Origin of the sequence: Burkholderia sp. AU18528 (genome assembly GCF_002223215.2) — a bacterium.
In the GTDB taxonomy this organism is placed as follows: Bacteria; Pseudomonadota; Gammaproteobacteria; order Burkholderiales; family Burkholderiaceae; genus Burkholderia; species Burkholderia semiarida.
In genome coordinates this window covers 1,943,712-1,966,849 of the sequence record NZ_NKFC02000006.1, presented here as the reverse complement: position 1 = coordinate 1,966,849, position 23,138 = coordinate 1,943,712, and the positions used below count along the sequence as shown (strand labels likewise).

Sequence of the window (23,138 nt, the reverse complement as noted above, 5' to 3'; positions counted from 1 at the left end):
CTCCCGCCTGCTGCGGTATTACGACTTCTGCGGGACGGTCACGCCGTACGTGCAGCTCTTGTTGTACGCGTTGCCGATCGCGGCGAGCTGCGCGCTGCTGTAGCCGAGCGCGGATGCGGCCGTCAGCACGGCCTGCGCGGCGGCCTTCTGGTTGGTCGAGCTGTTGGTCATCGACAGCCCCTTCAGGAACGCCTTGTCCATCGCCTGCGCGCCGATCGCGTCGCGCGCGACGAGGTTGCAAGACGCCCAGTACTGGCCGGCCGTGTGGATCTCCGCGCCGCGCGCCTGCGCATAGGTGCGCCCGACGTTCCAGTTGGTCACGCGGCCGGCCCAGAACTCGTTGTGGCCGTCCCAGTTGTAGACCCAGTGATACTGCGCGTCCGACGGGCTCCACTGGTTGAAGTCGCGGCTGTACGCGGCGGCGAGATAGTCGCCGGTGCCTTCGGACAAGCCTTCCTGTTGCGACAGGCCCCCGTTGGTGACCCAGTCGTGGATGCCGTGGCCGAGCTCGTGGATCACGACGTCCGCGTCTTCCGCGTCGTCGACGCCGCCCTGCCCGAAGGTCAGCCGGCCGCTGCTCGACGAGTACGACGAATTGTCGTCGCCCGATTCGCCGTGCGGGTCGTACTGCACGCCGCCCGTGTACTGGTACGGCAGCGCCTTGATGCCGAGCGTCTGGTTCACGTAACGCAGGAACGTGTCGATGTGGTAGTACACGTTCACCGCCTCGAAATACAGGTTGCCGCGCGTGAATTCGAACGCGGGTGTGGACTGCGACGGGCAGGCCTTGTCGAGCGGCGCGTCGAAATCGACGCATGCCGCGTACGGGCCCGTCAGCGTGTAGCGCGTGCCCGACTGCGCGACATCCTTCAGCGTCACGCGCACGCGCGCGGCCGTGAGCTGCGTCGAATCGGCGTCGTTGCCGTCCTTGTAGCCAGTGCTGCCGTAGCTGCTCTTCGTCGGCGACAGCGGATCGGGGCGGAACACGAAGCCGGTGCCGTCGGTCGCGTAGAACGCCTTGTCCTCGGCGCGCAGCACTTCGCCGCTGCCCGCGTCGATCAGCAGCTCCCAGTCGCCCTTCGGGCCGTCCTGCGGGCGGCCGCGCACCTTCCATGCGGTATGCGTGCCGGCCTTGTCGACGAACGCGACGAGCTGCGCATCCAGATGCGTGAAGCCGCTCACGCCGAGATACGCGCGGGCGCGGTCGAGCGCCTGCTGCTGGTCGACGGCCTGCGACTTGCGCGTCGTCGCGACCACGCCGTTGATCGTGTTGCTCGCGACGTACAGGATACGGCCGTCCTTCGCGACGGTCACCGCGATGTCGCTGCCGTACACGGGCAATCCGGCGGCCTGCTGCTGCAGGCGCACGACGGTGAAGTCGGCGTCGTCGCGTTCCGACGTGACGACGAGACTCGCGAGCGCGGTGGCGTCGAGCCCGAGCTGCGCCGCCTGCGACGCGATGAAGTCGCGCGCGGTGGCGGCGGGCGTCGCGGCGGCCTTCCTGGCGCGATAGGCCGGGTTGTACAGCGTGACGGCGACGCCGTCCGCGCGGAATTGCCCGGCGGCCGTATCGGCCTTCGCGGGCGGCGGCGCGACGCCGCGCGTCAGGCTTTCGCGCAGGCTCGCGGCCTGCGGATTCGACACTTTCGTATCGGCCAGGGTGCCGCCGACGATGCCGAAACCGAGCGCGAGACCCAGGGCGAGCGGCAATGCTTTGCGTGATGTCTGCATACGTGATCCTCATCTCAACGGTTGGACACGCCCGCGCGCTCGTGGCGAGCAGGCACGACACGGCCCGCGCGCCGGTTCGATGGAACCGGTGCGGCGAAGCGGTGCTGGGAGTCTCGACTGACTAAGGAAACCTAACTGTCACGTCGAAAAGAAGCGGGCAGGCGAAGCGGAGGAGAAGCGAACGGCAGGCAGGTGCGGCGACGGCGAATCGAGCATCGTCATGTCATACCCCTCGGATCGATATCGGATATCGGTTGGCAGCCTGCACGACCCGACGTGCGTGGAGATGACGCATGCGTGTCGTTAGGCTACCTATCTAACTTTGTTTGGTATGTTACAGAATATTTTCAACGACATTCCAGATTATTTTCGACGACCGCTTCGGTTGGCCGTTCAATCGCCGGCATTGTTGAGCGAACGGCGGGAAACGCTGCCGGAACCCGCAATACCGCGCCGGATTGTAGTCAAAAGCCGCGACGATCAGCGCGTTGCCCGCCGGTCGTTGCGCGGGCTCGTCCCGAATCGCGCGCGATAGGTGCGCGAGAAGTGCGACGGCGATTCGAAGCCGCACGCGACGCAGACCGACGTGATGCTCATGTCGGTCTGTTGCAGCAGCTCGCGCGCGCGATCGAGGCGCAGGTTCAGGTAGAAGCGCGTCGGCGTGTCGTTCAGCGTCGCGCTGAACAGCCGTTCGAGCTGACGCCGCGTGATCGACACCTCCCGCGCGAGCGCGTCGGAGCCGAGCGGGTTCTCCATGTGCCGCTGCATCGTGCCGATCACCTGGATCAGCTTGCGGTTGTGCACGCCGTAGCGCGCGGCGATCTCGAGCCGCTGGCTGTCCGAGCGCTGCCGGATGCGGCTGACGACGAACTGCTCGGAGATCGCCGCCGCGAGGTCGGCGCCGTGCCGGCGGCCGATCAGGTCGAGCATCATGTCGATCGACGCGGTGCCGCCCGCGCAAGTGATGCGCCGGTCGTCGATCTCGAACAGCTCCTGCGTCGCGTTCAGGCCCGGGTAGCGCTCGCGGAACGCGGCGAGCGCTTCCCAGTGCAGCGTGAGCGATTGCGACGCGTCGAACAGCCCGGCTTCCGCGAGCACGAAGCTGCCCGTATCGATGCCGCCGAGCGTGGCGCCATGCCGGTGCTGGCGGCGCAGCCAGTCGCCGAGCGTACGCGTGTAGCAGACGAGCGGATCGAAGCCCGCGACGACGAACACCGTATCGACCCGCGGGACGTCCGCGCACGCGGCTTCGGCGGCGACCGGAATGCCGTTGCTCGCGGCGACCGGCGCGCCGTCCGCGCTGATCACGTGCCAGCGATAGAGCTCGGTGCGAAAGCGGTTCGCGACGCGCAGCGGCTCGACCGCGGACATGAAGCCGAGCGCGGAGAAGCCGGGCAGCAGCAGGAAGTGGAAATCCTCGGGCATCGGAGCGTGGGTGGAAGCGGGTGGTCGTCGCGCACCGCGCGACGCGGCGAGCGGGCCGCGCCCGGCGCGCTCGCCGGACGTTCAAGCCCGATTATCGCGGGTTTTGCCGGCGCTCAGCGCGTTTTCGCACGATGCACCGTCCGGCGCACGGTCGTCGACGGCAATTCGCCGAACTGGGCTTTGTACGCGTTCGCGAAATGCCCGAGATGCATGAAGCCCCAGCGCGCGGCCGCCTCGCTGATCGGCAGGTCGGATTGCCGCGGGTCGAGCAGCAGGCGCCGGACCTGCGCGAGGCGCAGCGAGCGCGTGTAGTTGAGCGGGCTCGTCTGGACGACCGACTGAAAGCTGTTCTGCATCGTGCGCCGGCTCACGCGCAATTGCGTGCAGAGGCTCAGGATGTCGACCGGCGCTTCCGGGTGCTCGATCACGTAGTCGTGCACGCGGCGCACGATGTCGGCGTGGCAGGCGTGCGTGAGCCGGTTCGACGGCTCGGGCATCCGGTACGTGAGGAGATCGACGAGCACGTTGCCGACGTCGGCGCGCATCGAGCACTGCGCGCGGGCCGAATCGAACGTGTCGGGCGCCGACAGCACGCGTTCGAGCAGCGTCGCGAGCTGCACGCTCGCGCGTTCGCGTGCGGCGACCGGCACCTCGACGACGCCGCGCCGCAGCGCGCGTGCATCCAGCCGGACGTCGGCGGCATCTTCGATCTGCTGCATCAATTCGGGTTCGATGACCACGCCGATCAGCGACATGTCGTCGGGTGAATGGAGTTCGAACGGTATGCCGCCGCGCGCCATCACGATCGTGCCGCGTTCGAGGCGCGCGTCGCCGAACGCGAAGGTGCCCGAGCCGGTCAGAGGCATGCCGAACACCGTATGGCCGTGCGGCAAACATCCGCGCTGGATGATGCGCACGTTCGCCGCTTCCTGGAACAGCTGGACGCCATCGAGCACCGCGTATTTGACCGCGCTGCGATACGCGCCGGAGCCGATCTGGTCGTAACGCTGATTCCAGCCGCGCAGCGCCTCCGCATGCCGATCTGCGTCGTCGAACCTCTGATGAAACGCGAGCACGGCACCTCCGGCGATCGTTCGGACCGCGCAAGATTAAACCGACCGGGCGGTCGACGCAATACGGGCCAGCGCTATTCCGTGCGCGTGCTTCAGAGGGGCGCAACGCATGCCGCCGCGAGGCTTTCACGCACATTTCCGATATCCCGAATCGGCACGTACGCGTTGCCGGTCCGGGTGCTGGACGCATTTATTGTCGAACTACAGTCGCCTCACACAACGTGAATTCCCCACTGGAGGCGGCATGAGGACAAGGCGACGAACCGCGGCGCTCGCGGCGACGCTGGCATTGGCGGCGGCATGGGCCGGCAGCGCGAACGCGACGGAAAAACCCGAAGAGCTGGCCGTGCGGAAGATGCCGCCGTGGCATCCGCACGAGGTCTATGTCGTCGACATCTCGATGCCGTCGATGACCGACGGGCGCATCCACGTGTACGACGCCGATGCGAAGAAGCTGCTCGGCCAGATCGACGGCGGCTTCGCCCCCGGTTTCGCGATCTCGCCGGACCGCAAGACGAGCTTCGTCGCGACGACTTACTTCTCGCGCGGCTCGCACGGCACGCGCACCGACGTCGTCGAGATGATCGACAACACGACGCTCGATCACGCGGGCGAGATCGTGATTCCGGCGAAGCACGCGCAACACGTGCCGTCGCCGTACAACACCGCGTTCAGCGCGGACGGCAAGCGGCTGTACGTCGCGAACATCACGCCGGCCGCGTCCGTGACGGTGATCGACGCCGTCTCGAAGCAGGTGCTGTCGGAGATCGACATGGCCGCGTGCGTGCTCGCCTATCCGTCGGGTAACGACCGCTTCACCGCGCTGTGCGAAAGCGGCAAGGCGCTGACCGTCACGCTCGACGCGAACGGCAAGGAGGCGAAGCGCACGATGTCGGACGCGTTTATCGACGTCGACAGGGATCCGGCGTTCGTGAACGCGTCGCGGTACGACGGCGGCTATCTGTTCACCACCTACGGCGGCAACGTGCGTAGCGCCGATTTCAGCGGCGACAAGCCGGCGTTCGGCAAGCCGTGGCCACTGCTGACGGACGCCGAGCGCGCCGAGGGCTGGCGCCCGGGCGGCCTGCAGCAGACGGCCGTGCACGCGAAGCAGCACCGCTACTACGTGCTGATGCACAAGGGCGCCGACGGTTCGCACAAGGATCCCGGCACGCAGGTGTGGGTATACGACCTGAAGACGAAACAGCGCGTCGCGCGCTGGGATCTCGCGCAGATGAAGGTCGAGCCGCTCGTGTCGATTCAGGTCAGCGAAGACGACAAGCCGCTCTTCTACGGGCTGACGGCGACCTCCGACCTCGTCGTGATGGACGCGCTCACCGGCGCGCTGCGGCACGTCGAGAAGCAGGTCGGCAATACGTCGTCGCTGCTCGTCAACCCGTGAGGCCGCGATGACACTCGATCCCGTACTCGCCACCAGCGCGCAGGCCGGCGCGGCCGCCGTCGTGCTGCTCGGCGCCTTCGCAAAGATGCGCCGGCCCGCCGCGTTCCGCCAGGCGCTTGCCGGCTACCGGCTGCTGCCCGATGCGCTGACCGCGCCCGTCGCGTTCGCGATTCCGCTCGCGGAAGTGGTCGCCGCGGTGGCGCTGCTGTTTCCCGACACACGCGCGGCCGGCGCGAGCGGCCTGATCGCGCTGCTCGCGGCGTTTGCCGCCGGGCTCGCGATCAATCTGCTGCGCGGCCGCACCGACATCGATTGCGGCTGTTCCGGCTTCACGGCCGCGCGTGCGGACGCACTGCGCGGCATCGGCTGGCTGCATGTCGGCCGCGTGCTGCTGCTCGTCGCGCTGGCGGCGACCGCCTTCGTCGAGCCGGGCGTGCGCGCCATCGTGTGGCTCGACTACCTGACGCTGTTCTTCTCCGTGCTGCTGATCGTCTGCGCGCTGCTCACCGTCGACGTGCTGCTCGCCAACGTCCCGCGCCTTTCTCATCTGAGGAATTCATGATGCAAACCGCTCTCACCGTTTCCACCGCCCTGTTGTGGGTGGCCGTCCTCGCGCTCGGCGCGATCTGCCTCGCGCTGGTGCGCCAGATCGGCATCCTGTACGAACGCATCATGCCGGCCGGCGCGCTGATGATCGACAAGGGGCCGGCGGTCGGCGCGATCGCGCCGACGTTCGAACTGGCCGACATTCGCGGGTCGCATGTGAAGGTCGGCGGCATCGATGCAGCGGGCAAGGCCACGCTGCTGTTCTTCCTGTCGCCGACGTGCCCGGTCTGCAAGAAGCTGCTGCCGCTGCTGCCGTCGCTGCAGGCCAGCGAGGCGACGCCGGTGAACATCGTGCTCGCGAGCGACGGCGATGCCGACGAACACACGCGCTTCGCGCGAAAGCACGACCTCGGGCGCTTCCCGTACGTGCTGTCGCAGGAGCTCGGCCTCGCTTATCAGATCGGCAAGCTGCCGTATGCGGTCCTGCTCGACGAAACGGGCACCGTGCGCGCGAAGGGGCTCGTCAACACGCGCGAGCATCTCGAGAGCCTGTTCGAGGCGAAGGAGCGCGGCGTCGCGTCGTTGCAGCAGTTCGTGCACGGCGATCACGGCCACGATGCCCACGACGCGCACGCGCGGCACGCATGACCGGCCGAACCTTTTTCAACGTCATTGGAGAACGACGACATGGGCGTGTTTGATTCATGGTTCGAGCGGTCGGCGCGCGGCGTCGCGCAGCACAGCTCGCGGCGCGGCGCGATGGCGAAGCTCGGCAAGGTGCTGGTGGGGTCGGCGCTGTTGCCGCTGCTGCCCGTCGACCGTACCGCGTATGCGGCCGAGGCGGTGTCGGGGGCGTCAGGCGCATCCGGCGCCGCCGCGGCGGGCGCGAGCGACGACCCGACGAGCTGCGACTACTGGAAATACTGCGCGATCGACGGCTGGCTCTGCAGCTGCTGCGGCGGCACGTCGAGCAGTTGTCCACCGGGCACGACGCCTTCGCCGATCACGTGGATCGGCACCTGCCGCAATCCGCACGACGGTTCGGACTACATCGTGTCGTACAACGACTGCTGCGGCAAGACCTCGTGCGGCAAATGCTTCTGCAACCGCAACGAGCGCGAGAAGCCGCTGTACAAGCTGTCGCTGAACAACGACATCAACTGGTGCATGGCGAACGGTAATTCGAATTACCACTGTTCGGTTTCGGTTCTGCTGGGAGCGGCAAAACAATGAAAGTGACGCAGGCAGGAAAGATCGTCGTGGCGTGCATGACGGCCGTGGCGGCCTTCGCGTGGCCCGCCGCGGCGGGCGCACAGGCAACCGTCCATTACCCGGCCGGAAAAGGCCTGTTCGACGCGCAGTGCGTGGTGTGTCACCAGGCGGGCGGGAAAGGGCAGGACGGCCTCGCGCCGCCGCTGACCGAGTATCCGGGCAAGTATGCGGCGGCGGAAGCGGGGCGAGCGCAACTGATCGCGACGCTGCTGCACGGGATGTTCGGCGAGATCGACGTGCATGGCAAGCGCTACAACTTCAAGATGCCGTCGTTCGCGAGCGCGAGCGACGACGACATCGCGCACGTGCTCAACTACGTCGTGTTCGACCTCAACGCGCAGCACGCCGACGCGAAGCCGTTCACGGCCGCCGATATCCGCGCGGCGCGCGCGAAGCCGATGGACGGCGCGGCCGTGCATGCGCAGCGCGCGGCGGTGATCAAGGGGCTCGGCCTGTGAGCGGCGTTGGCGCGCCGGCACGCGGCAGGCGGTGCGCGTTGGCGTCGCGGCTCGGCGGCATATCGCATCGCCTGCCGTCCCGGCTGCTGCTGGCGGGCGCGGCGGCTTGCGCGTTCGCCACGCCCGCACGGGCCGACGGCGCGGCCGATGCCGCGCTCGCGCGGCAGCACTGGGTGCTGAACTGCATGGGTTGCCACACGGCCACGGGTGGCGGCATTCCCGGCAAGGTGCCGCCGCTCGCGAATTCGCTCGGCTATTTCACGCACCTGCCGGCCGGGCGCGAGTACGTGATGCGCGTGCCCGGCGCGTCGAACTCGGCGCTGTCGGATCGGGAGCTGGCCGACGTGCTCAACTGGGTGCTGACGACGATGAACCGCGATGCGCTGCCGCGCGACTTCAAGCCGTATACGGCCGCCGAAGTCGCCGCGCACCGCCGTCCCGCATTGTCCGACGTCGCGACCGTGCGCGCCGGCCTCGTCCGCGCGTTGCAGGCGCGCGGGATCGACGGCGTCACGGATCGCTATTGACCGACTCATTCAACGAATCAAGGAAACGTGAACATGAAGACGAACGAAACCTTTGCGCTGCTCGACGCAACGCGCGCGTTTCTCGCGAAGCCGAAGAAGATGCTGATCGGCGCCGAATGGTGCGATGCCGCGTCGGGTCGCGAACTCGATGTGGTGAACCCGGCCGACGGCACCGTGATCGCACGGGTGCCCGAAGCCGACGAGCGCGACGTGCAGCAGGCGGTCGCTGCCGCGCGCCGCGCCTTCGATGCGGGCCCGTGGCGCAGCGCGAAGACCACCGACCGCGAGCGCCTGATGCTCGCGCTCGCCGACCTGATCGAAACCCACGCGCGCGAGCTTGCCGAGATCGAATCGCTCGACAACGGCAAGCCGGTGATGGTCGCGCAGGGGCTCGACGTCGCGATGGCCGCGCAGTGCTTCCGCTACATGGCCGGCTGGGCGACGAAGATCGAAGGCAGCGTGATCGATGCCGGCATGCCGTACCTGCCGGACAGCGAGATCTTCGCCTATACGCGCAAGGAGCCCGTCGGCGTGGTCGGCGCGATCATTCCGTGGAATTTCCCGCTGCTGATGGCCGCATGGAAAATCGCGCCGGCGCTGGCGACCGGCTGCACCGTCGTGCTGAAGCCGGCCGAGGACACGCCGCTGAGCGCATTGCGGCTGGGCGAGCTGATCCAGGCGGCCGGGTTCCCGGACGGCGTCGTCAATATCGTCACCGGCTACGGTCACACGGCCGGCGCGGCGCTGTCGCGCGATCCGCGCATCGACAAGATCGCGTTCACCGGATCGACGCAGACGGGCAAGACGATCGGCCACGCGGCGCTCGACAACATGACGCGGATGTCGCTGGAACTCGGCGGCAAGTCGCCGGTGATCGTGCTGCCCGACGTCGATCTCGACAAGGCCGCGCTGGGCGTCGCGAACGCGATCTTCTTCAATCAGGGGCAGGTGTGTACGGCCGGGTCGCGCGCGTACATCCACGCGAAGGTGTTCGACGGCGTGATCGAGCGCGTCGCGAAGATCGCCGCGAGCCTGAAGATCGGCCCGGGGATGGATCGGGCCACGCAGGTCGGCCCGCTCGTGTCGGCGAAGCAGCGCGAGCGCGTATGCGGTTACATCGACTCGGGGTTCGGCGAGGGTGCGCGCGCGGCGGCGGGCGGCCGCGCGATCGACGGCCCCGGCTTCTTCGTCGAACCGACGGTGCTGGTCGATACGACGCATGCGATGCGCGTGGTGCGCGAGGAGATTTTCGGGCCGGTGCTCGTCGCGATGCCGTTCGACGACGTCGACACGGCCGTACGGCTCGCGAACGACACCCCGTATGGCCTCGGCGCGAGCATCTGGTCGAACGATCTTGCGGCGATCCACAAGCTGATTCCGCGTATTGCGGCCGGCACCGTGTGGGTCAACTGCCACTCGCTGCTCGACAACGCGTTGCCGTTCGGTGGGATGAAGCAGTCGGGCTTCGGCCGCGAGCTCGGCCGTGCGGTGATCGACCAGTACACGGAAAGCAAGTCGGTGATGATGAACTACGCGTGAGCGTCGCGGCGAATGCGTGCGTTTCCGGCGTATCGGGAACGCAAGCGCGGCCGTCACGCGCGGATCAGCACCCCCCCGACAATGACGCACGCCGCGCCGGCGACGCGGATCGCGCTCGCTGAATGCCGCGCGATGCGGGGTATGCCGATCAGACGTTGTATCCCGCGTCGCGCATCAACTGGCGTGCCGCATCGCCGCGCGGGGCCTCCTCATCGAATCGCGCGCGAAGTTTCGCATCCGCGCCGCGCATCACGCCGCGGTACATGGGCGCGATGAGGGCGACAAGGGCGACGACGAAGAAAGCGGCAAGCATCATGGTGTTCCTTGGCGGAAAGATCGAAGACTGACGTCGCGACGGGCGGCCGTGTCCGTCTGCATTCGTTCCGGCGACGCGCGACGTCCGGGCCCGGTGCGGCACGGCAACGGGGCGAGCCGCGCGCGAACGCCCGGCGACTGCCAGCATAGGGCCGGCCCACGACATCCGGCAACGCGTCGGAAATCCGTCAGCAACGCCGTGGCGGAATCGAAAGGTGCGCGCCGCATCCGGGCAATCCGGCGGATCTCCATAAAAACCCCAAACCCCCGTCGGTCAAGCCTCAGACGAAACCTAGTGGTTTCCACTCATAGTCGCAAACAGGCAAGAACAGGTCGCCGCCGGTCTTCTCGCGGCGAATATGGCTCGTTACTTTTACTCCCACGATGCAGGCCGGCGCACACTTCGCGCACCGGCTGCCGCGAGACCAACCGGGAGGAATCGAACCATGAAGTCGACGAAGATCGCCGCGCTCGCCGCGGCCGTGCTGGCGACGGGCGCGTTCACGCAGGCCGCGCTGGCCGAGACGGAGGCCGCGACCTGCCGCACCGTGCGTTTCGCGGATATCGGCTGGACCGACATCACGTCGACCACCGCGCTCGCGTCGACCGTGTTCGAGGCGCTCGGCTACAAGCCGACCACGACGATCGCATCGGTGCCGATCTCGTTCGCCGGCCTCAAGAGCAAGCAGCTCGACGTGTCGCTCGGCTATTGGTGGCCCGTGCAACAGAAGCAGTTGCAACCGTTCCTCGACAGCAAATCGATCAACGTCGTCGAGCCGCCGAACCTGTCCGGCGCGAAGGCGACGCTCGCGGTGCCGAGCTACGTGTACCAGGCCGGCCTGAAGACCTTCGACGACATCGCGAAACACCGCGCGGAACTCGACGGCAAGATCTACGGGATCGAGCCGGGCAGCAGCGCGAACGCAACGATCCAGAAGATGATCGACACGAACCAGTACGGGCTCGGCGGCTTCAAGCTCGTCGAATCGAGCGAGGCCGGGATGCTCGTGACGGTCGAGCGCGCGATTCGCGAGAAGAAGTGGGTCGTGTTCCTCGGCTGGGAGCCGCACCCGATGAACATTCAGCTCAGCATGAATTACCTGTCGGGCGGCGACGCGGCGTTCGGGCCGAACTACGGCGAGGCGCGCGTGTACACGCTCACCGCGCCCGACTTCATCGCGCGCTGCCCGAACGCGGGCAAGCTCGTGACGAACCTGCGCTTCTCGACGCAGCTCGAGAACCAGCTGATGCAGTCGGTGATGAACAAGACCAAGCCGGCCGAGGCCGCGAAGGCGTACCTGAAGAAGAACCCGCAGGTGCTCGATCCGTGGCTCGCGGGCGTCAAGACGTTCGACGGCAAGGACGGCCTGCCAGCCGTGAAGGCGTATCTCGGCCTGTGATGGCCGGCGCCCGCGCGCTACCCGCAATGCGACACAACCCGAATCAAGCGAGGCATCCAGCATGAATCACGAAGTCATCATCACCTGCGCCGTCACCGGCGCGGGCGATACGGTCGGCAAGCATCCGGCGATTCCCGTCACGCCGAAGGAGATCGCGGCCGCCGCGATCGAAGCCGCGAAGGCCGGCGCGACGGTCGCCCACTGCCACGTGCGCGATCCGCTAACCGGGCGCGGCAGCCGCGACCCGAACCTGTATCGCGAGGTGGTCGACCGCATCCGCTCGGCCGACGTCGACGTGATCATCAACCTGACGGCCGGCATGGGCGGCGATCTCGAGATCGGCCCCGGCGAGGACCCGATGCGCTTCGGCAAGGGCACCGATCTCGTCGGCGGCCTCACGCGTCTCGCGCACGTCGAGGAACTGTTGCCCGAGATCTGCACGCTCGATTGCGGCACGCTGAATTTCGGCGACGGCGATTACATCTACGTGTCGACGCCCGCGCAGTTGCGCGCCGGCGCGAAGCGCATCCAGGAGCTCGGCGTGAAGCCGGAGCTGGAGATCTTCGATACGGGCCATCTGTGGTTCGCGAAGCAGTTGCTGAAGGAAGGGCTGCTCGACGATCCGCCGCTGTTCCAGCTGTGCCTCGGCATCCCGTGGGGCGCGCCGGCCGACACCGGCACGATGAAGGCGATGGTCGACAACCTGCCGCCGGGCGCGCACTGGGCCGGCTTCGGAATCGGCCGCATGCAGATGCCGATGGTCGCGCAGGCGATGCTGCTCGGCGGCCACGTACGCGTGGGCCTCGAAGACAACATCTGGCTCGACCGCGGCGTGCATGCGACCAACGGCACGCTCGTCGAGCGCGCGCGCGAAATCATCGAACGGCTCGGCGGGCGCGTGCTGACGCCGGCCGAAGGCCGCCGCAAGCTCGGCTTGCCGGCGCGCGGCGAGCGTCCGCTCGAACGCCGCGCGATCGCCGAATTCGCGTGAGTTTTTTCACCTACTGACCGGCATGACACGGCGGCGTGCGTCCACGCGCGGCCGCCATCGATTTCCCCTGATTCGAAGGATGCGTTGACATGGCTGTGAAGACCGACATCAAGACGTTCGCCGCGATCGGCACCGGCGTCATCGGCAGCGGATGGATTTGCCGTGCGCTCGCGCACGGTCTCGACGTGGTCGTGTGGGACCCGGCGCCCGGCGCCGAAGCACGGCTGCGCGCGAACGTCGCGAACGCGTGGCCCGCGCTCGAGCGCGTCGGCCTCGCGCCGGGCGCCGATCCGGCGCGGCTGCGGTTCGTGTCGACGATCGAAGCGTGCGTCGCCGATGCCGATTTCATCCAGGAAAGCGCGCCCGAGCGCGAGGCGCTGAAGCTCGAACTGCACGAGCAGATCAGCCGCGCGGCGAAGCCGGACGCGATCATCGCGTCGTCGACGTCGGGGCTGCTGCCGACCGACTTCTATGCGCGTGCGACGCATCCGGAGCGCTGCGTGGTCGGCCACCCGTTCAATCCGGTCTACCTGCTGCCGCTCGTCGAGGTGCTCGGCGGCGCGCGCACGTCGCCGGAAGCGGTCGAAGCCGCGATGGAGATCTACCGCAAGCTCGGCATGCGGCCGCTGCACGTGCGCAAGGAAGTGCCGGGCTTCATCGCGGATCGTTTGCTCGAAGCGTTGTGGCGCGAGGCGCTGCATCTCGTCAACGAAGGCGTCGCGACGACCGGCGAGATCGACGACGCAATCCGTTTCGGCGCGGGTATCCGCTGGTCGTTCATGGGCACGTTCCTGACCTATACGCTCGCCGGCGGCGACGCGGGCATGCGACACTTCATGCAGCAGTTCGGCCCCGCGCTCGAACTGCCATGGACGAAGCTGGTCGCGCCGAAGCTCACCGACGCGCTGATCGACAGCGTCGTCGAAGGCACGACCGAACAGCAGGGCGCGCGCAGCATCAAGGAACTCGAACGCTATCGCGACGAGTGCATCACCGAGGTGCTGAAGGCGATCGCCGCGGTGAAGGCGCGGCACGGGATGCGATTCGAGGAATAAAGGACTGGCGATGACGGGCGATACCCCGCTGACGATTTACCGCGACGTGGTGCGGCCCGAATGGGTCGACTACAACGGCCACCTGCGCGATGCGTTCTACCTGCTGATCTTCAGCTTCGCGACCGATGCGTTGCTGGATCGCATCGGCCTCGACGACGCCGCGCGTCGCGCGCGGGGCCGCTCGGTCTACACGCTCGAAGCGCACGTGAACTACCTGCACGAGATCAAGGAAGGCACGCCGGTGCGCGTCGATGCGCGCGTGCTCGCGCACGACGCGAAGCGGCTGCACCTGTATCTCGAACTGTTCGCGCAAGGGCATGACGACGCAGTATCGGCGAGCGAGCAGATGCTGCTGCACGTCGATACGCGCGACGGCGCGAAATCGGCGCCGTTCGACGACGACGTGGCCGCGCGCGTGGCGGAACTGCATGCGTTGCAGCGCGATTGCGCGGCGCCCGCGTATGCGGGCCGCGTGATCGCGCTGCCGCCGCGTCGCTAGCGGCGCGCTTTACCGTCGATCTTCGACCTTCAACTTCCGCCGCGGAGCGCACACGATGCTCGAACCGGAAATCGCGGCGTTCGTCGCGGCCGTCGACGCGTGGTATCCGGCCGATGCGGCGGCGCGCTCGGCCGGCGAGCAGCGCCGCCTCTACGACCGCTTCGCGGCCGAATGGACGCCGGCCGCGCTGCCGGCCGGCATCGTGCAGCAGAACGCCGAGTGGCACGCGCCGGACGGCCGCACGATCGCGCTGCGGCGCTATACGTCCGTGCACGGCGCGCCGCGCGGCACGGTGCTGTTTTTTCATGGGGGCGGTTTCGTCGTCGGCTCGCTCGACAGCCATGCGTTGATCACCGCGCAACTGGCGGCCGATACCGGCCTCGACGTGATCGCGGTCGACTATCGGCTGGCGCCCGAACACCGTGCGCCGGCCGCCCTTGAAGATTGCCTGGCCGTCACGCGTGCCGCACGCGATGCCCGCTGGCCGTTCGGGCGCTGCGTGCATCCGCTGACGCTCGCGGGCGACAGCGCGGGCGGGATGCTCGCGGCGGCGGTGGCGACCGCGCTGCGCGATGCGGGCGAAAGCGGCGTGGACGGCATCGCGCTCGTCTATCCGATGCTCGGCTTCGAACCGCAATCGCCCGCGCGCGAAGCCGAAGCGCACGCGCCGATGCTGACGCTCGACGACGTGCACCGCTATCGTGAGCTGTACTGGAGCGGCAGCCTTCGCGACGTGCTGCGCGACGGCGATCCGCTGCTGCGTGCGTCGGTGCCGCTCGAAGCCACTCGCTTCGACGGGCTGCCGCCGGTGCTGGCGATCGGCGCGGAGCATGATCCGCTGCGCGACGATGCGCGCGTGTACGTCGAGCGGATTCGCGCGGCCGGCGGCGTCGCGCACTACTGGATGGGAGAGGGGCTGGTGCACGGCTGCTGGCGCGCGCTCGGGACGAGCCCGCAGGCCGCACGGATGCACCGGACGGTCGGCGGGTTCTTGCTCGCACCATACGCGTAGCGGGCGTTTTCCGGGAGGCAACGATGCAGGCAGCAGCGCAACACCGTATCGAGGACTGGCGGACGTTTTCGGCCGACGCGGCCATCGCGGCGGCGACGATCGGCGATGGCGCGGTGCACGTCGAGTGGAGCGACGCGCGACGATCGCCATTTCATTTCGACTGGCTGCGCGACAACTGCGCGTGTTCGGCGTGCGTGCATGCGATCACGCGCGAACAGGTGTTCGAGATCGCCGATGCGCGCGACGATCTGTCCGCGCTCACCGTGCACGTCGAAACCGACGGCGCGCTGCATGTGGAATGGAACGACGGGCACCGCAGCGCGTGGTCGCCGGGATGGTTGCGTGCGCATGCGTACGACGACGCGTCGCGCGCCGAGCGCGTGGCCGCGCACGGGCGGCACGTATGGACCGGCGACGATGCAACGGCGATCGGTGTGTTCGCGTGGCGCGACGTGATGGATGACGACCGCGCGTTGTTCGCATGGCTCGGCGCATTGCAGCGCACGGGGCTCACGCTCGTCGAGGGCGTGCCGGCCGAGCGCGGCCGCGTGGACGAGATCGCGCGCCGCGTCGGCCTGATCCGCGAAAGCAATTTCGGCGTGCTGTTCGACGTCGAATCGAAGCCGCGCCCGGACAGCAATGCGTATACGTCGCTGAATCTGCCGCCGCACACCGACCTGCCGACGCGCGAATTGCAGCCGGGCGTGCAGTTCCTGCATTGCCTTGCGAACGATGCGACGGGCGGCGACAGCATCTTCCTCGACGGCTTCGCGCTCGCGGATGCGCTGCGGCGCGAACATCCGGACGATTTCGAGCGGCTCGCGTCGACGCCGTTCGAGTTCTGGAACAAGAGCGCGAACAGCGACTACCGCTGTTCGGCGCCGGTGATCGGGCGCGATGCGCGCGGCAACGTGACGGAAGTGCGTGTCGCGAACTTCCTGCGCGGGCCGCTCGATGCGCCGGCCGGCTCGGTGGCGGCCGTCTATCGCGCGTACCGGCGGTTCCTCGCGCTGGCGCGCGAACCGCGCTTTCGCGTGCAGCGCCGACTGCGGGCGGGCGACATGTGGGCGTTCGACAACCGGCGCGTGCTGCATGCGCGCACGGCGTTCGAGCCGTCGACGGGCCGCCGGCACTTGCAGGGCTGCTACGTCGATCGCGACGAGTTGCTGTCGCGGTGGCGGGTGCTGTCGCGGTCGGTGCCGGCCGCGGTGCGCTGACCCGCGCACACGGCGCATTCACGCACGCCTTTTCGGGGAAAAAGCACCCGGACGCGAGGCGTCCGGGCGAAGCCACCCGCTGCCGGGCGGCGGAGGTATGCGTTTCACAAAGAACACGAGCCCCGCGAACGGGGCTCGTCAGGACTGCGTGACTTCATCGCGCGACGCGCGGCGCCCGCCGGGGCGCCTCGGCTTACTGGCCGAAGAAGATCGAGTCGCGTGCGTTCGACGAAGCGGCGGCCGGTGCGCCCGAGTGGACGAGCGGCGCCGGTTGCGCGCCGTAGCCGCTGGTGTCGGCGCCATGCACGCGCGCTTCGGCGCTCTGGATGTCGTTCGGGTAGTACGGGCTCGACACGCCCGGCTTGTAGCCGGCTTGTTCGAGCTGGACGAGTTCGTTGCGCACTTGAGCGCGCGTCACGGTGCTTTGGGCAAACGCGCCGAACGAAGCGGACAGGGCGGCAGCGGCAACGACTGCGGAAACGAGCGATTTCATGGTGACCTCCGGTGTTTTATTGAGTTCGCTTTCGACACCATGTCTTGAGCGATTGATCAAATCTTAGTCACCGGCGTGTTCAGGGTAAACGCTGATTTTGACGATAAATTGTTTCCTGGCTGGTAACAGTACGGCGTCGAATCAGTCTTTCAACGGGCTTTCTTTTCGGTGGGCGCAATAAGTATGAAGAATGTTGCGGCGGGCGGTGCGCGGTTCAGCGTGCCTCGGCCGCCGTGTCGAACGGCCGGCGCTGCGAGCGTCCGGCGGGCGCGTCGGCGCTGAGAAAGCGCACACCCGTCGCGGCTTCCGATGCTTCCCACAGCAACGCCGCGGAGGCCGCATTGCGCGCCGCGCGCGGCACGCTCGCCGGCGCCGGCAGCCCGCGCGATTCGAACCAGCCGGACGGACCGATGTACGCGCCGCCGGCCAGATCGGGCGACGTCGCCGCATGAATCGCCGGCAGCGCGCCCTGGTCGGCCGGCTGGGCGAGATAACGGTTCGCGGCACGCATCAGCGCGGCGCGAGCGGGCGAGCGGTCCATCGCCGGGCCCGCGAACTGCAGGTTGGTCGCCGCGTAGCCGGGGTGCGCGGCCACGCTGATGCCGGCGAACGCCGCGCGTTCGAAGCGGCGCTGCAACTCGATCGCGAACACGAGGTTCGCGAGCTTGCTGTCGCAGTAAGCGAGATAACGGTTGTAGCGCTGCGCGGCGCGCAGGTCGTCCACGCGAATCCGGCCGCCGCGGTTGAAGCCGCTCGACATCGTGACGACGCGCGGCCGGCGCGCGGCGCCCAGCGCCGGCAGCAGATGGCCAGTCAGCGCGAAATGGCCAAGGTGGTTGGTGCCGAACTGCATCTCGAAGCCGTCGCGCGTGTGCCGCAGCGGCAGGAACATCACGCCGGCGTTGTTGCACAGGATGTCGACGCGGCCGTGGCGTTCGCCGACGTCGGCCGCGAAGCGCGCGATCGACGCGAGATCGGCGAGGTCGAGCGGATCGACTTCGACGCGTGCGTGAGGATGAAGCCGGCGGATCGCGTCGGCCGCCTGCGCGCCGCGCGCGGCGTCGCGGCAGCCCATCACGACCGTCGCGCCTTTCGCGGCCAGCGTCTCCGCGAGCTGCCAGCCGAGGCCGCTGTTGGCGCCCGTCACGACCGCGACCTTGCCGCCTTGCGCCGGCACGTGGCGCGCGCTCCATGAATGCATGTCTGCCTCCATCGGCGCGACCGGTCGGCCGCGACACGTAATCGTTACATCGAGTGATGTAACGATAGTGCGGACGGACGTCGCAGACAAGCAGGAGAATTAGACCGGCGCTTCTAGGGCTGGCATATGGCGTGGCACCGCCAGCCCGGCGCACGGCCGGCAGGCGTTACCTGCTGCCGGCCAGCGCGAGCACCTCGGCGGCGGAGATCATGGCGGCGGCGTTCGCGGGGGCCGGGCGCTCGGCCGGGCGGAACACTTCGTCGCCGCGGTGGATGACCTGGCGCGACAACGCGCAGGTACCGGTGCGCTGCGCGAAGCGGCGGCGCCAGCGTTGTTCGCCGTAGTGACAGCGGCCGGGTTCGACCCAGCGCACGACGAGCAGCGTATCGGAACGTTCCAGAATTTCGACGTGGACGTCGGCGGGATCGAGCGCAGGCAGGGATTTGGAGGCCTTCATTTTGCCGTTTCCTAAAGCTCGTGCGGTTTCGGCCGTGGCAGTGGATGTCACTACCCGATGGCGAATCCGTAGCGGTTTCCATGAGTGGTGCGCTAAATGTAAGCGTCTGTGACCGGAAAAAACATCCTGTCCGGCTCGAATTACCTTTTGCCGATTTAGAAACAATCCACGCGTATTTTCTTGAAAAACCATGAACAAAAAGCCCCGGACGGAAAGTCCGGGGCGGAAAATCGGGCCGCGCGCCGTGTCTGCTCGCCCAGTCACGGGATACATCGCCGGGGGACGGAGGTGCCCGCAGGGATCCGGCGCGGGCAGGGGGGCGATGTACCGGAAGCGCGGTCCGGCAGCACCATGATGACGTGCGCCACCCGTTGACACCCTGACGCGAACATGACTTTTTTGTCAGTTTACGTTGTCCGCCGCGCCGGGCGTTGCCCGGTGATCGGCTGGAAGGCCCGCTGGTATTGGGTTTGAGCGGACCGCGGGGTGGTGCTTCAACGCCGCTCGCCCGCCGAATTCTCGCGCCCGACGGATTGAGCAGCCCTGGGTAAATACTGAATCCCAAGTTCGTGACAAACACGCCGTCCCTTCCTATGATTGGTTGGACCTTTAGTCCTTTGTGCCAATCGGCCGACTGGCGGCCGGCTTTTTCGGAGACATGCTCATGAGATTGCAGGGCAAACGCGCGCTGGTGACGGCGGCCGGGCAGGGCATCGGCCGCGCGACCGCGCTGCGGTTCGCGAGCGAGGGCGCCGACGTGCTGGCGACGGACGTCAACGAAGCCGCGCTGGTGCGGCTCGAGGCCGACGCCGAGCGTGCGGGCGGTCGGCTGGTCACGCGGCGGCTCGACGTCACCGACGCGAGCGACATCACCGCGCTCGCCGCGAGCGAACGCGCGTTCGACGTGCTGTTCAACTGCGCGGGCTACGTGCACCACGGCTCGATCCTCGAGTGCGACGAAGACGCGTGGGCGTTCTCGCTGAACCTGAACGTCACGTCGATGTACCGGCTGATCCGCGCGCTGCTGCCCGCGATGCTCGAAGCCGGCGGCGCGTCGATCGTCAACATGGCGTCGGCCGCGTCGAGCGTGAAGGGCGTGCCGAACCGCTTCGTGTACGGCACCACCAAGGCCGCCGTGATCGGGCTGACCAAGGCGGTGGCGGCCGATTTCGTCGAGCGCGGCATCCGCTGCAACGCGATCTGCCCGGGCACGATCGAATCTCCGTCGCTCGAGCAGCGCATCGCCGACCAGGCGCGCACGCGCCACGTGTCCGCCGACGAGGTACGCCAGGCATTCGTCGCGCGCCAGCCGATCGGCCGCATCGGCACCGCGGACGAAGTGGCCGCGCTCGCGCTGTATCTGGCGTCCGACGAAGCGTCGTTCACCACCGGCACGATTCACCTGATCGACGGCGGCTGGTCGAACTGACCGCGTCTGGCCTACCGCGTCTAGCCGACCGCGTCTGCCCGACCGCGCCTTCCCATTCACTTTCCGTTCAGACAACGACATGAAACTGCTGAGATTTGGCGACAAACACCATGAAAAGCCGGGCCTGCTGGATGCGCAGGGCCACATTCGCGACCTGTCCGGCGTGATCGACGATATCGCCGGCGACGCGCTGACCCCCGCGTCGCTCGCGCGGCTGCGCGATCTCGACCCGTCGTCGCTGCCGCGCGTCGACGGCACGCCGCGGCTCGGCGCGTGCGTCGGCCGCGTCGGCAAGTTCATCTGCATCGGGCTCAACTACTCGGATCACGCGGCCGAATCGGGCATGGAGGTGCCGAAGGAGCCCGTCGTGTTCGGCAAGTGGACGAGCGCGATCTCGGGCCCGAACGACGACGTCGAGATCCCGCGCGGCTCGGAGAAAACCGACTGGGAAGTCGAGCTCGGCGTGGTGGTCGGCCAGGGCGGCCGCTATATCGACGAAGCCGATGCGCTGTCGCACGTCGCCGGCTACTGCGTCGTCAACGACGTGTCGGAGCGCGAATACCAGCTCGAGCGCGGCGGCACGTGGGACAAGGGCAAGGGCAACGACACGTTCGGCCCCATCGGCCCGTGGCTCGTGACGGCCGACGAAGTGCCCGATCCGCACGCGTTGCGGCTGTGGCTCGAGGTGGACGGCCACCGCTACCAGAACGGCACGACCGCGACGATGGTGTTCCGCGTGCCGTACCTGATCAGCTACCTGAGCCGCTTCATGAGCCTGCAGCCGGGCGACGTGATCTCGACCGGCACGCCGCCGGGCGTCGGCCTCGGGCAGAAGCCGCCCGTCTACCTGCGTGCCGGACAAGTGATCACGCTCGGCATCGACGGGCTCGGCGAGCAACGCCAGCGCACCGTGCAGGCCTGATTCCCTTTAACGGACGGTTCGTCATGCCTATCATTCGATCGATGCGCGTCCTCGACGTGCGCTTTCCGACCTCGCGCCAGCTCGACGGGTCCGACGCGATGAATCCGGACCCCGATTATTCGGCGGCCTACGTCGTGCTCGAAACCGACCGCGACGGGCTCGAAGGTCACGGGCTCACGTTCACCATCGGCCGCGGCAACGAAATCTGCTGCGCGGCGATCGATGCGATGCGTCACCTCGTCGTCGGCCTCGACCTCGACTGGATTCGCGAGGACATGGGCCGCTTCTGGCGGCACGTCACGTCGGATAGCCAGTTGCGCTGGATCGGCCCCGACAAGGGCGCGATCCATCTGGCGACGGGCGCCGTCGTCAATGCGGTATGGGATTTGTGGGCGAAGGCCGCCGGCAAGCCGCTGTGGCGGCTCGTCGCCGACATGAGCCCGGAGGAGCTGGTGCGGGCGATCGACTTCCGCTACCTGACCGACTGCCTGCGCCCGGACGAAGCGCTCGACCTGCTGCGCCGGCAAGCGCCCGGCAAGGCCGCGCGGATCGCCGCGCTGGAGCGCGACGGCTACCCGTGCTACACGACGTCGGCCGGCTGGCTCGGCTACAGCGACGACAAGCTGCGCCGGCTGTGCCGCGAGGCGGTGGACGAGGGTTTCGACTACGTGAAGCTGAAAGTCGGCGCGAACCTCGAGGACGACATTCGCCGCGTGACGATCGCGCGCGAGGTGATCGGCCCCGAGCGCAAGCTGATGATCGACGCGAACCAGGTGTGGGAAGTGGACGCGGCGATCGACTGGGTGCGCGAGCTCGCGTTCGCGCGGCCGTGGTTCATCGAGGAGCCGACGAGCCCCGACGACGTCGAAGGGCATCGCAAGATCCGCGAGGCGATCGCGCCGGTGCAGGTCGCGACGGGCGAGATGTGCCAGAACCGCGTGCTGTTCAAGCAGTTCATCGCGCGCGGCGCGATCGACGTCGTGCAGATCGATGCGTGCCGGCTCGGCGGCGTGAACGAGATTCTCGCGGTGATGCTGATGGCCGCGAAATACGGGCTGCCGGTGTGCCCGCATGCGGGCGGCGTCGGGCTGTGCGAATACGTGCAGCATCTGTCGATGATCGATTACGTGTGCATCTCCGGCACGAAGGAAGGGCGCGTGACCGAGTACGTCGATCACCTGCACGAGCATTTCGTCGAGCCGTGCGTGGTGCGTAACGCGGCGTACATGCCGCCGACCGCGCCCGGTTTCTCGATCGAGATGAAGCCCGAATCGCTGGAGCAGTACCGGTTCCGCGGCTGACGCGGGCGACGCACGACGGCGCGCGCTGTGCGCGTCGGGCGCACCCCGCGCGCCGTGCGCGGCGACAACATGAACGACGGAGACGCGAAGTGGATTTGAATCTGCAAGACAAGGTCGTGATCGTGACCGGCGGCGCGTCGGGCATCGGCGCCGCGATCTCGATGCGGCTGGCCGCCGAAGGCGCGATACCGGTGGTGTTCGCGCGCCACGCACCGGACGACGGCTTCTGGCGCGAACTCACGCGGAAACAGCCGCGCGCCGCGTGCGTCACGGTCGAACTGCAGGACGACGCGCAGTGCCGCGACGGCGTCGCGCAAACCATCGCGCGCTTCGGCCGCATCGACGGGCTCGTCAACAACGCGGGCATCAACGACAGCATCGGGCTCGACGCCGGGCGCGACGCGTTCGTCGCATCGCTCGAACGCAACCTGATCCACTACTACGTGATGGCGCATTACTGCGTGCCGCACCTGAAGGCGGCGCGCGGCGCGATCGTCAACATCTCGTCGAAGACGGCCGTGACCGGGCAGGGCAACACGAGCGGCTATTGCGCGTCGAAGGGCGCGCAGCTCGCGCTGACGCGCGAATGGGCGGTCGCGTTGCGCGACGACGGCGTGCGCGTGAACGCGGTGATCCCGGCCGAAGTGATGACGCCGCTCTACCAGAACTGGATCGCCGGCTTCGACGACCCGCAAGCGAAGGTCGCGGAGATTGCCGGCAAGGTGCCGCTCGGCCGGCGCTTCACGACGGCCGACGAAATTGCCGACACGGCCGTGTTCCTGCTGTCGGAGCGCGCATCGCACACGACGGGCCAGTGGCTGTTCGTCGATGGCGGCTATACGCATCTCGATCGTGCGATCAGCTGAGGGCCGC

Annotated in this window: 24 protein-coding genes; 17 read left to right on the top strand and 7 right to left on the bottom strand. The window is 68.1% G+C overall.

Annotation, left to right across the window (positions count from 1 at the left end; all coding sequences use genetic code 11):
- Positions 1–18: 18 nt before the first annotated feature.
- The 3 genes from CFB52_RS25645 to CFB52_RS25635 all read right to left on the bottom strand — a co-directional run bounded on the left by CFB52_RS25645 (position 19) and on the right by CFB52_RS25635 (position 4,232).
- On the bottom strand, positions 19–1,731 hold the full coding sequence (locus tag CFB52_RS25645) for a M36 family metallopeptidase (protein WP_099317780.1): 1,713 nt from the start codon (positions 1,729–1,731) through the stop codon (positions 19–21).
- Between the two features lie 480 nt (positions 1,732–2,211).
- Complete coding sequence (locus CFB52_RS25640; RefSeq protein WP_099317779.1) at positions 2,212–3,156, bottom strand: GlxA family transcriptional regulator; 945 nt, start codon at positions 3,154–3,156, stop codon at positions 2,212–2,214.
- A 113-nt stretch (positions 3,157–3,269) separates the two neighbouring features.
- Positions 3,270–4,232, bottom strand: coding sequence for a helix-turn-helix domain-containing protein (locus tag CFB52_RS25635; protein WP_059584388.1), 963 nt, complete (start codon positions 4,230–4,232; stop codon positions 3,270–3,272).
- Positions 4,233–4,473: 241 nt separating this feature from the next.
- Here CFB52_RS25635 and CFB52_RS25630 point away from each other — a divergent pair, with 241 nt between their 5' ends.
- The 7 genes from CFB52_RS25630 to CFB52_RS25600 are packed head-to-tail and all read left to right on the top strand — an operon-like array spanning position 4,474 to position 9,973.
- Positions 4,474–5,631, top strand: coding sequence for an amine dehydrogenase large subunit (locus CFB52_RS25630; protein WP_099317778.1), 1,158 nt, complete (start codon positions 4,474–4,476; stop codon positions 5,629–5,631).
- Between the two features lie 7 nt (positions 5,632–5,638).
- Entirely contained in the window at positions 5,639–6,193 is a 555-nt protein-coding gene (locus CFB52_RS25625; protein WP_060011941.1) for a MauE/DoxX family redox-associated membrane protein, read from the top strand.
- The gene (mauD, locus tag CFB52_RS25620; protein ID WP_060011939.1) at positions 6,190–6,825 is read left to right on the top strand and encodes a methylamine dehydrogenase accessory protein MauD; all 636 of its coding nucleotides are present in this window, start codon (positions 6,190–6,192) and stop codon (positions 6,823–6,825) included. The genes CFB52_RS25625 and mauD overlap by 4 nt, the downstream gene beginning before the upstream one ends.
- A 39-nt stretch (positions 6,826–6,864) precedes the next feature.
- Positions 6,865–7,410 (top strand): methylamine dehydrogenase light chain, encoded by a 546-nt coding sequence (locus CFB52_RS25615; protein WP_059643247.1) that lies wholly within the window; start codon positions 6,865–6,867, stop codon positions 7,408–7,410.
- Complete coding sequence (locus CFB52_RS25610; protein WP_099317777.1) at positions 7,407–7,907, top strand: cytochrome c; 501 nt, start codon at positions 7,407–7,409, stop codon at positions 7,905–7,907. Before CFB52_RS25615 ends, CFB52_RS25610 begins: the two co-directional genes overlap by 4 nt.
- A gap of 38 nt (positions 7,908–7,945) precedes the next feature.
- Positions 7,946–8,434 carry a cytochrome c gene (locus tag CFB52_RS25605; RefSeq protein WP_257220633.1) on the top strand — a complete coding sequence of 163 codons (489 nt, stop codon included), beginning with the start codon at positions 7,946–7,948 and terminating at the stop codon, positions 8,432–8,434.
- Positions 8,435–8,467: 33 nt separating this feature from the next.
- Entirely contained in the window at positions 8,468–9,973 is a 1,506-nt protein-coding gene (locus CFB52_RS25600) for an aldehyde dehydrogenase family protein (RefSeq protein ID WP_099317775.1), read from the top strand.
- 148 nt (positions 9,974–10,121) lie between these two features.
- On the opposite strand, the gene CFB52_RS34790 is transcribed toward CFB52_RS25600, so the two are convergent.
- Positions 10,122–10,289, bottom strand: a complete 168-nt coding sequence (locus CFB52_RS34790) for a hypothetical protein (protein ID WP_155644555.1) — start codon at positions 10,287–10,289, stop codon at positions 10,122–10,124.
- 445 nt (positions 10,290–10,734) lie between these two features.
- Between CFB52_RS34790 and CFB52_RS25595 the strand changes: the two genes are divergently transcribed.
- The 6 genes from CFB52_RS25595 to CFB52_RS25570 all read left to right on the top strand — a co-directional run bounded on the left by CFB52_RS25595 (position 10,735) and on the right by CFB52_RS25570 (position 16,462).
- On the top strand, positions 10,735–11,688 hold the full coding sequence (locus tag CFB52_RS25595; RefSeq protein ID WP_060968452.1) for a choline ABC transporter substrate-binding protein: 954 nt from the start codon (positions 10,735–10,737) through the stop codon (positions 11,686–11,688).
- Between the two features lie 61 nt (positions 11,689–11,749).
- Positions 11,750–12,679, top strand: a complete 930-nt coding sequence (locus CFB52_RS25590; RefSeq protein ID WP_059584402.1) for a 3-keto-5-aminohexanoate cleavage protein — start codon at positions 11,750–11,752, stop codon at positions 12,677–12,679.
- Between the two features lie 89 nt (positions 12,680–12,768).
- Positions 12,769–13,734, top strand: a complete 966-nt coding sequence (locus CFB52_RS25585; RefSeq protein ID WP_059643173.1) for an L-carnitine dehydrogenase — start codon at positions 12,769–12,771, stop codon at positions 13,732–13,734.
- 10 nt (positions 13,735–13,744) lie between these two features.
- Positions 13,745–14,233 (top strand): thioesterase family protein, encoded by a 489-nt coding sequence (locus tag CFB52_RS25580; RefSeq protein ID WP_060011924.1) that lies wholly within the window; start codon positions 13,745–13,747, stop codon positions 14,231–14,233.
- 55 nt (positions 14,234–14,288) lie between these two features.
- Positions 14,289–15,245 carry an alpha/beta hydrolase gene (locus CFB52_RS25575; protein ID WP_099317774.1) on the top strand — a complete coding sequence of 319 codons (957 nt, stop codon included), beginning with the start codon at positions 14,289–14,291 and terminating at the stop codon, positions 15,243–15,245.
- Between the two features lie 23 nt (positions 15,246–15,268).
- Entirely contained in the window at positions 15,269–16,462 is a 1,194-nt protein-coding gene (locus tag CFB52_RS25570) for a TauD/TfdA family dioxygenase (RefSeq protein ID WP_059584408.1), read from the top strand.
- A gap of 193 nt (positions 16,463–16,655) precedes the next feature.
- On the opposite strand, the gene CFB52_RS25565 is transcribed toward CFB52_RS25570, so the two are convergent.
- The 3 genes from CFB52_RS25565 to CFB52_RS25555 all read right to left on the bottom strand — a co-directional run bounded on the left by CFB52_RS25565 (position 16,656) and on the right by CFB52_RS25555 (position 18,613).
- Positions 16,656–16,955, bottom strand: coding sequence for a DUF4148 domain-containing protein (locus CFB52_RS25565; RefSeq protein ID WP_050012329.1), 300 nt, complete (start codon positions 16,953–16,955; stop codon positions 16,656–16,658).
- A gap of 214 nt (positions 16,956–17,169) precedes the next feature.
- Positions 17,170–18,156 carry an oxidoreductase gene (locus tag CFB52_RS25560; RefSeq protein ID WP_099317942.1) on the bottom strand — a complete coding sequence of 329 codons (987 nt, stop codon included), beginning with the start codon at positions 18,154–18,156 and terminating at the stop codon, positions 17,170–17,172.
- Between the two features lie 166 nt (positions 18,157–18,322).
- A complete protein-coding gene (locus CFB52_RS25555) occupies positions 18,323–18,613 on the bottom strand; it encodes a DUF3331 domain-containing protein (RefSeq protein WP_006484717.1) in 291 nt (96 codons plus the stop codon).
- 664 nt (positions 18,614–19,277) lie between these two features.
- Here CFB52_RS25555 and CFB52_RS25550 point away from each other — a divergent pair.
- The 4 genes from CFB52_RS25550 (at position 19,278) to CFB52_RS25535 (ending at position 23,131) form a co-directional block, all read left to right on the top strand.
- Positions 19,278–20,042 (top strand): SDR family oxidoreductase, encoded by a 765-nt coding sequence (locus CFB52_RS25550; protein ID WP_059643244.1) that lies wholly within the window; start codon positions 19,278–19,280, stop codon positions 20,040–20,042.
- A 79-nt stretch (positions 20,043–20,121) separates the two neighbouring features.
- The gene (locus tag CFB52_RS25545) at positions 20,122–20,964 is read left to right on the top strand and encodes an ureidoglycolate lyase (RefSeq protein ID WP_059584409.1); all 843 of its coding nucleotides are present in this window, start codon (positions 20,122–20,124) and stop codon (positions 20,962–20,964) included.
- 23 nt (positions 20,965–20,987) lie between these two features.
- Entirely contained in the window at positions 20,988–22,265 is a 1,278-nt protein-coding gene (locus CFB52_RS25540) for an L-fuconate dehydratase (RefSeq protein WP_059643162.1), read from the top strand.
- An 89-nt stretch (positions 22,266–22,354) separates the two neighbouring features.
- The gene (locus tag CFB52_RS25535; RefSeq protein ID WP_059584413.1) at positions 22,355–23,131 is read left to right on the top strand and encodes an SDR family oxidoreductase; all 777 of its coding nucleotides are present in this window, start codon (positions 22,355–22,357) and stop codon (positions 23,129–23,131) included.
- The last annotated feature ends 7 nt before the right edge of the window (positions 23,132–23,138 follow it).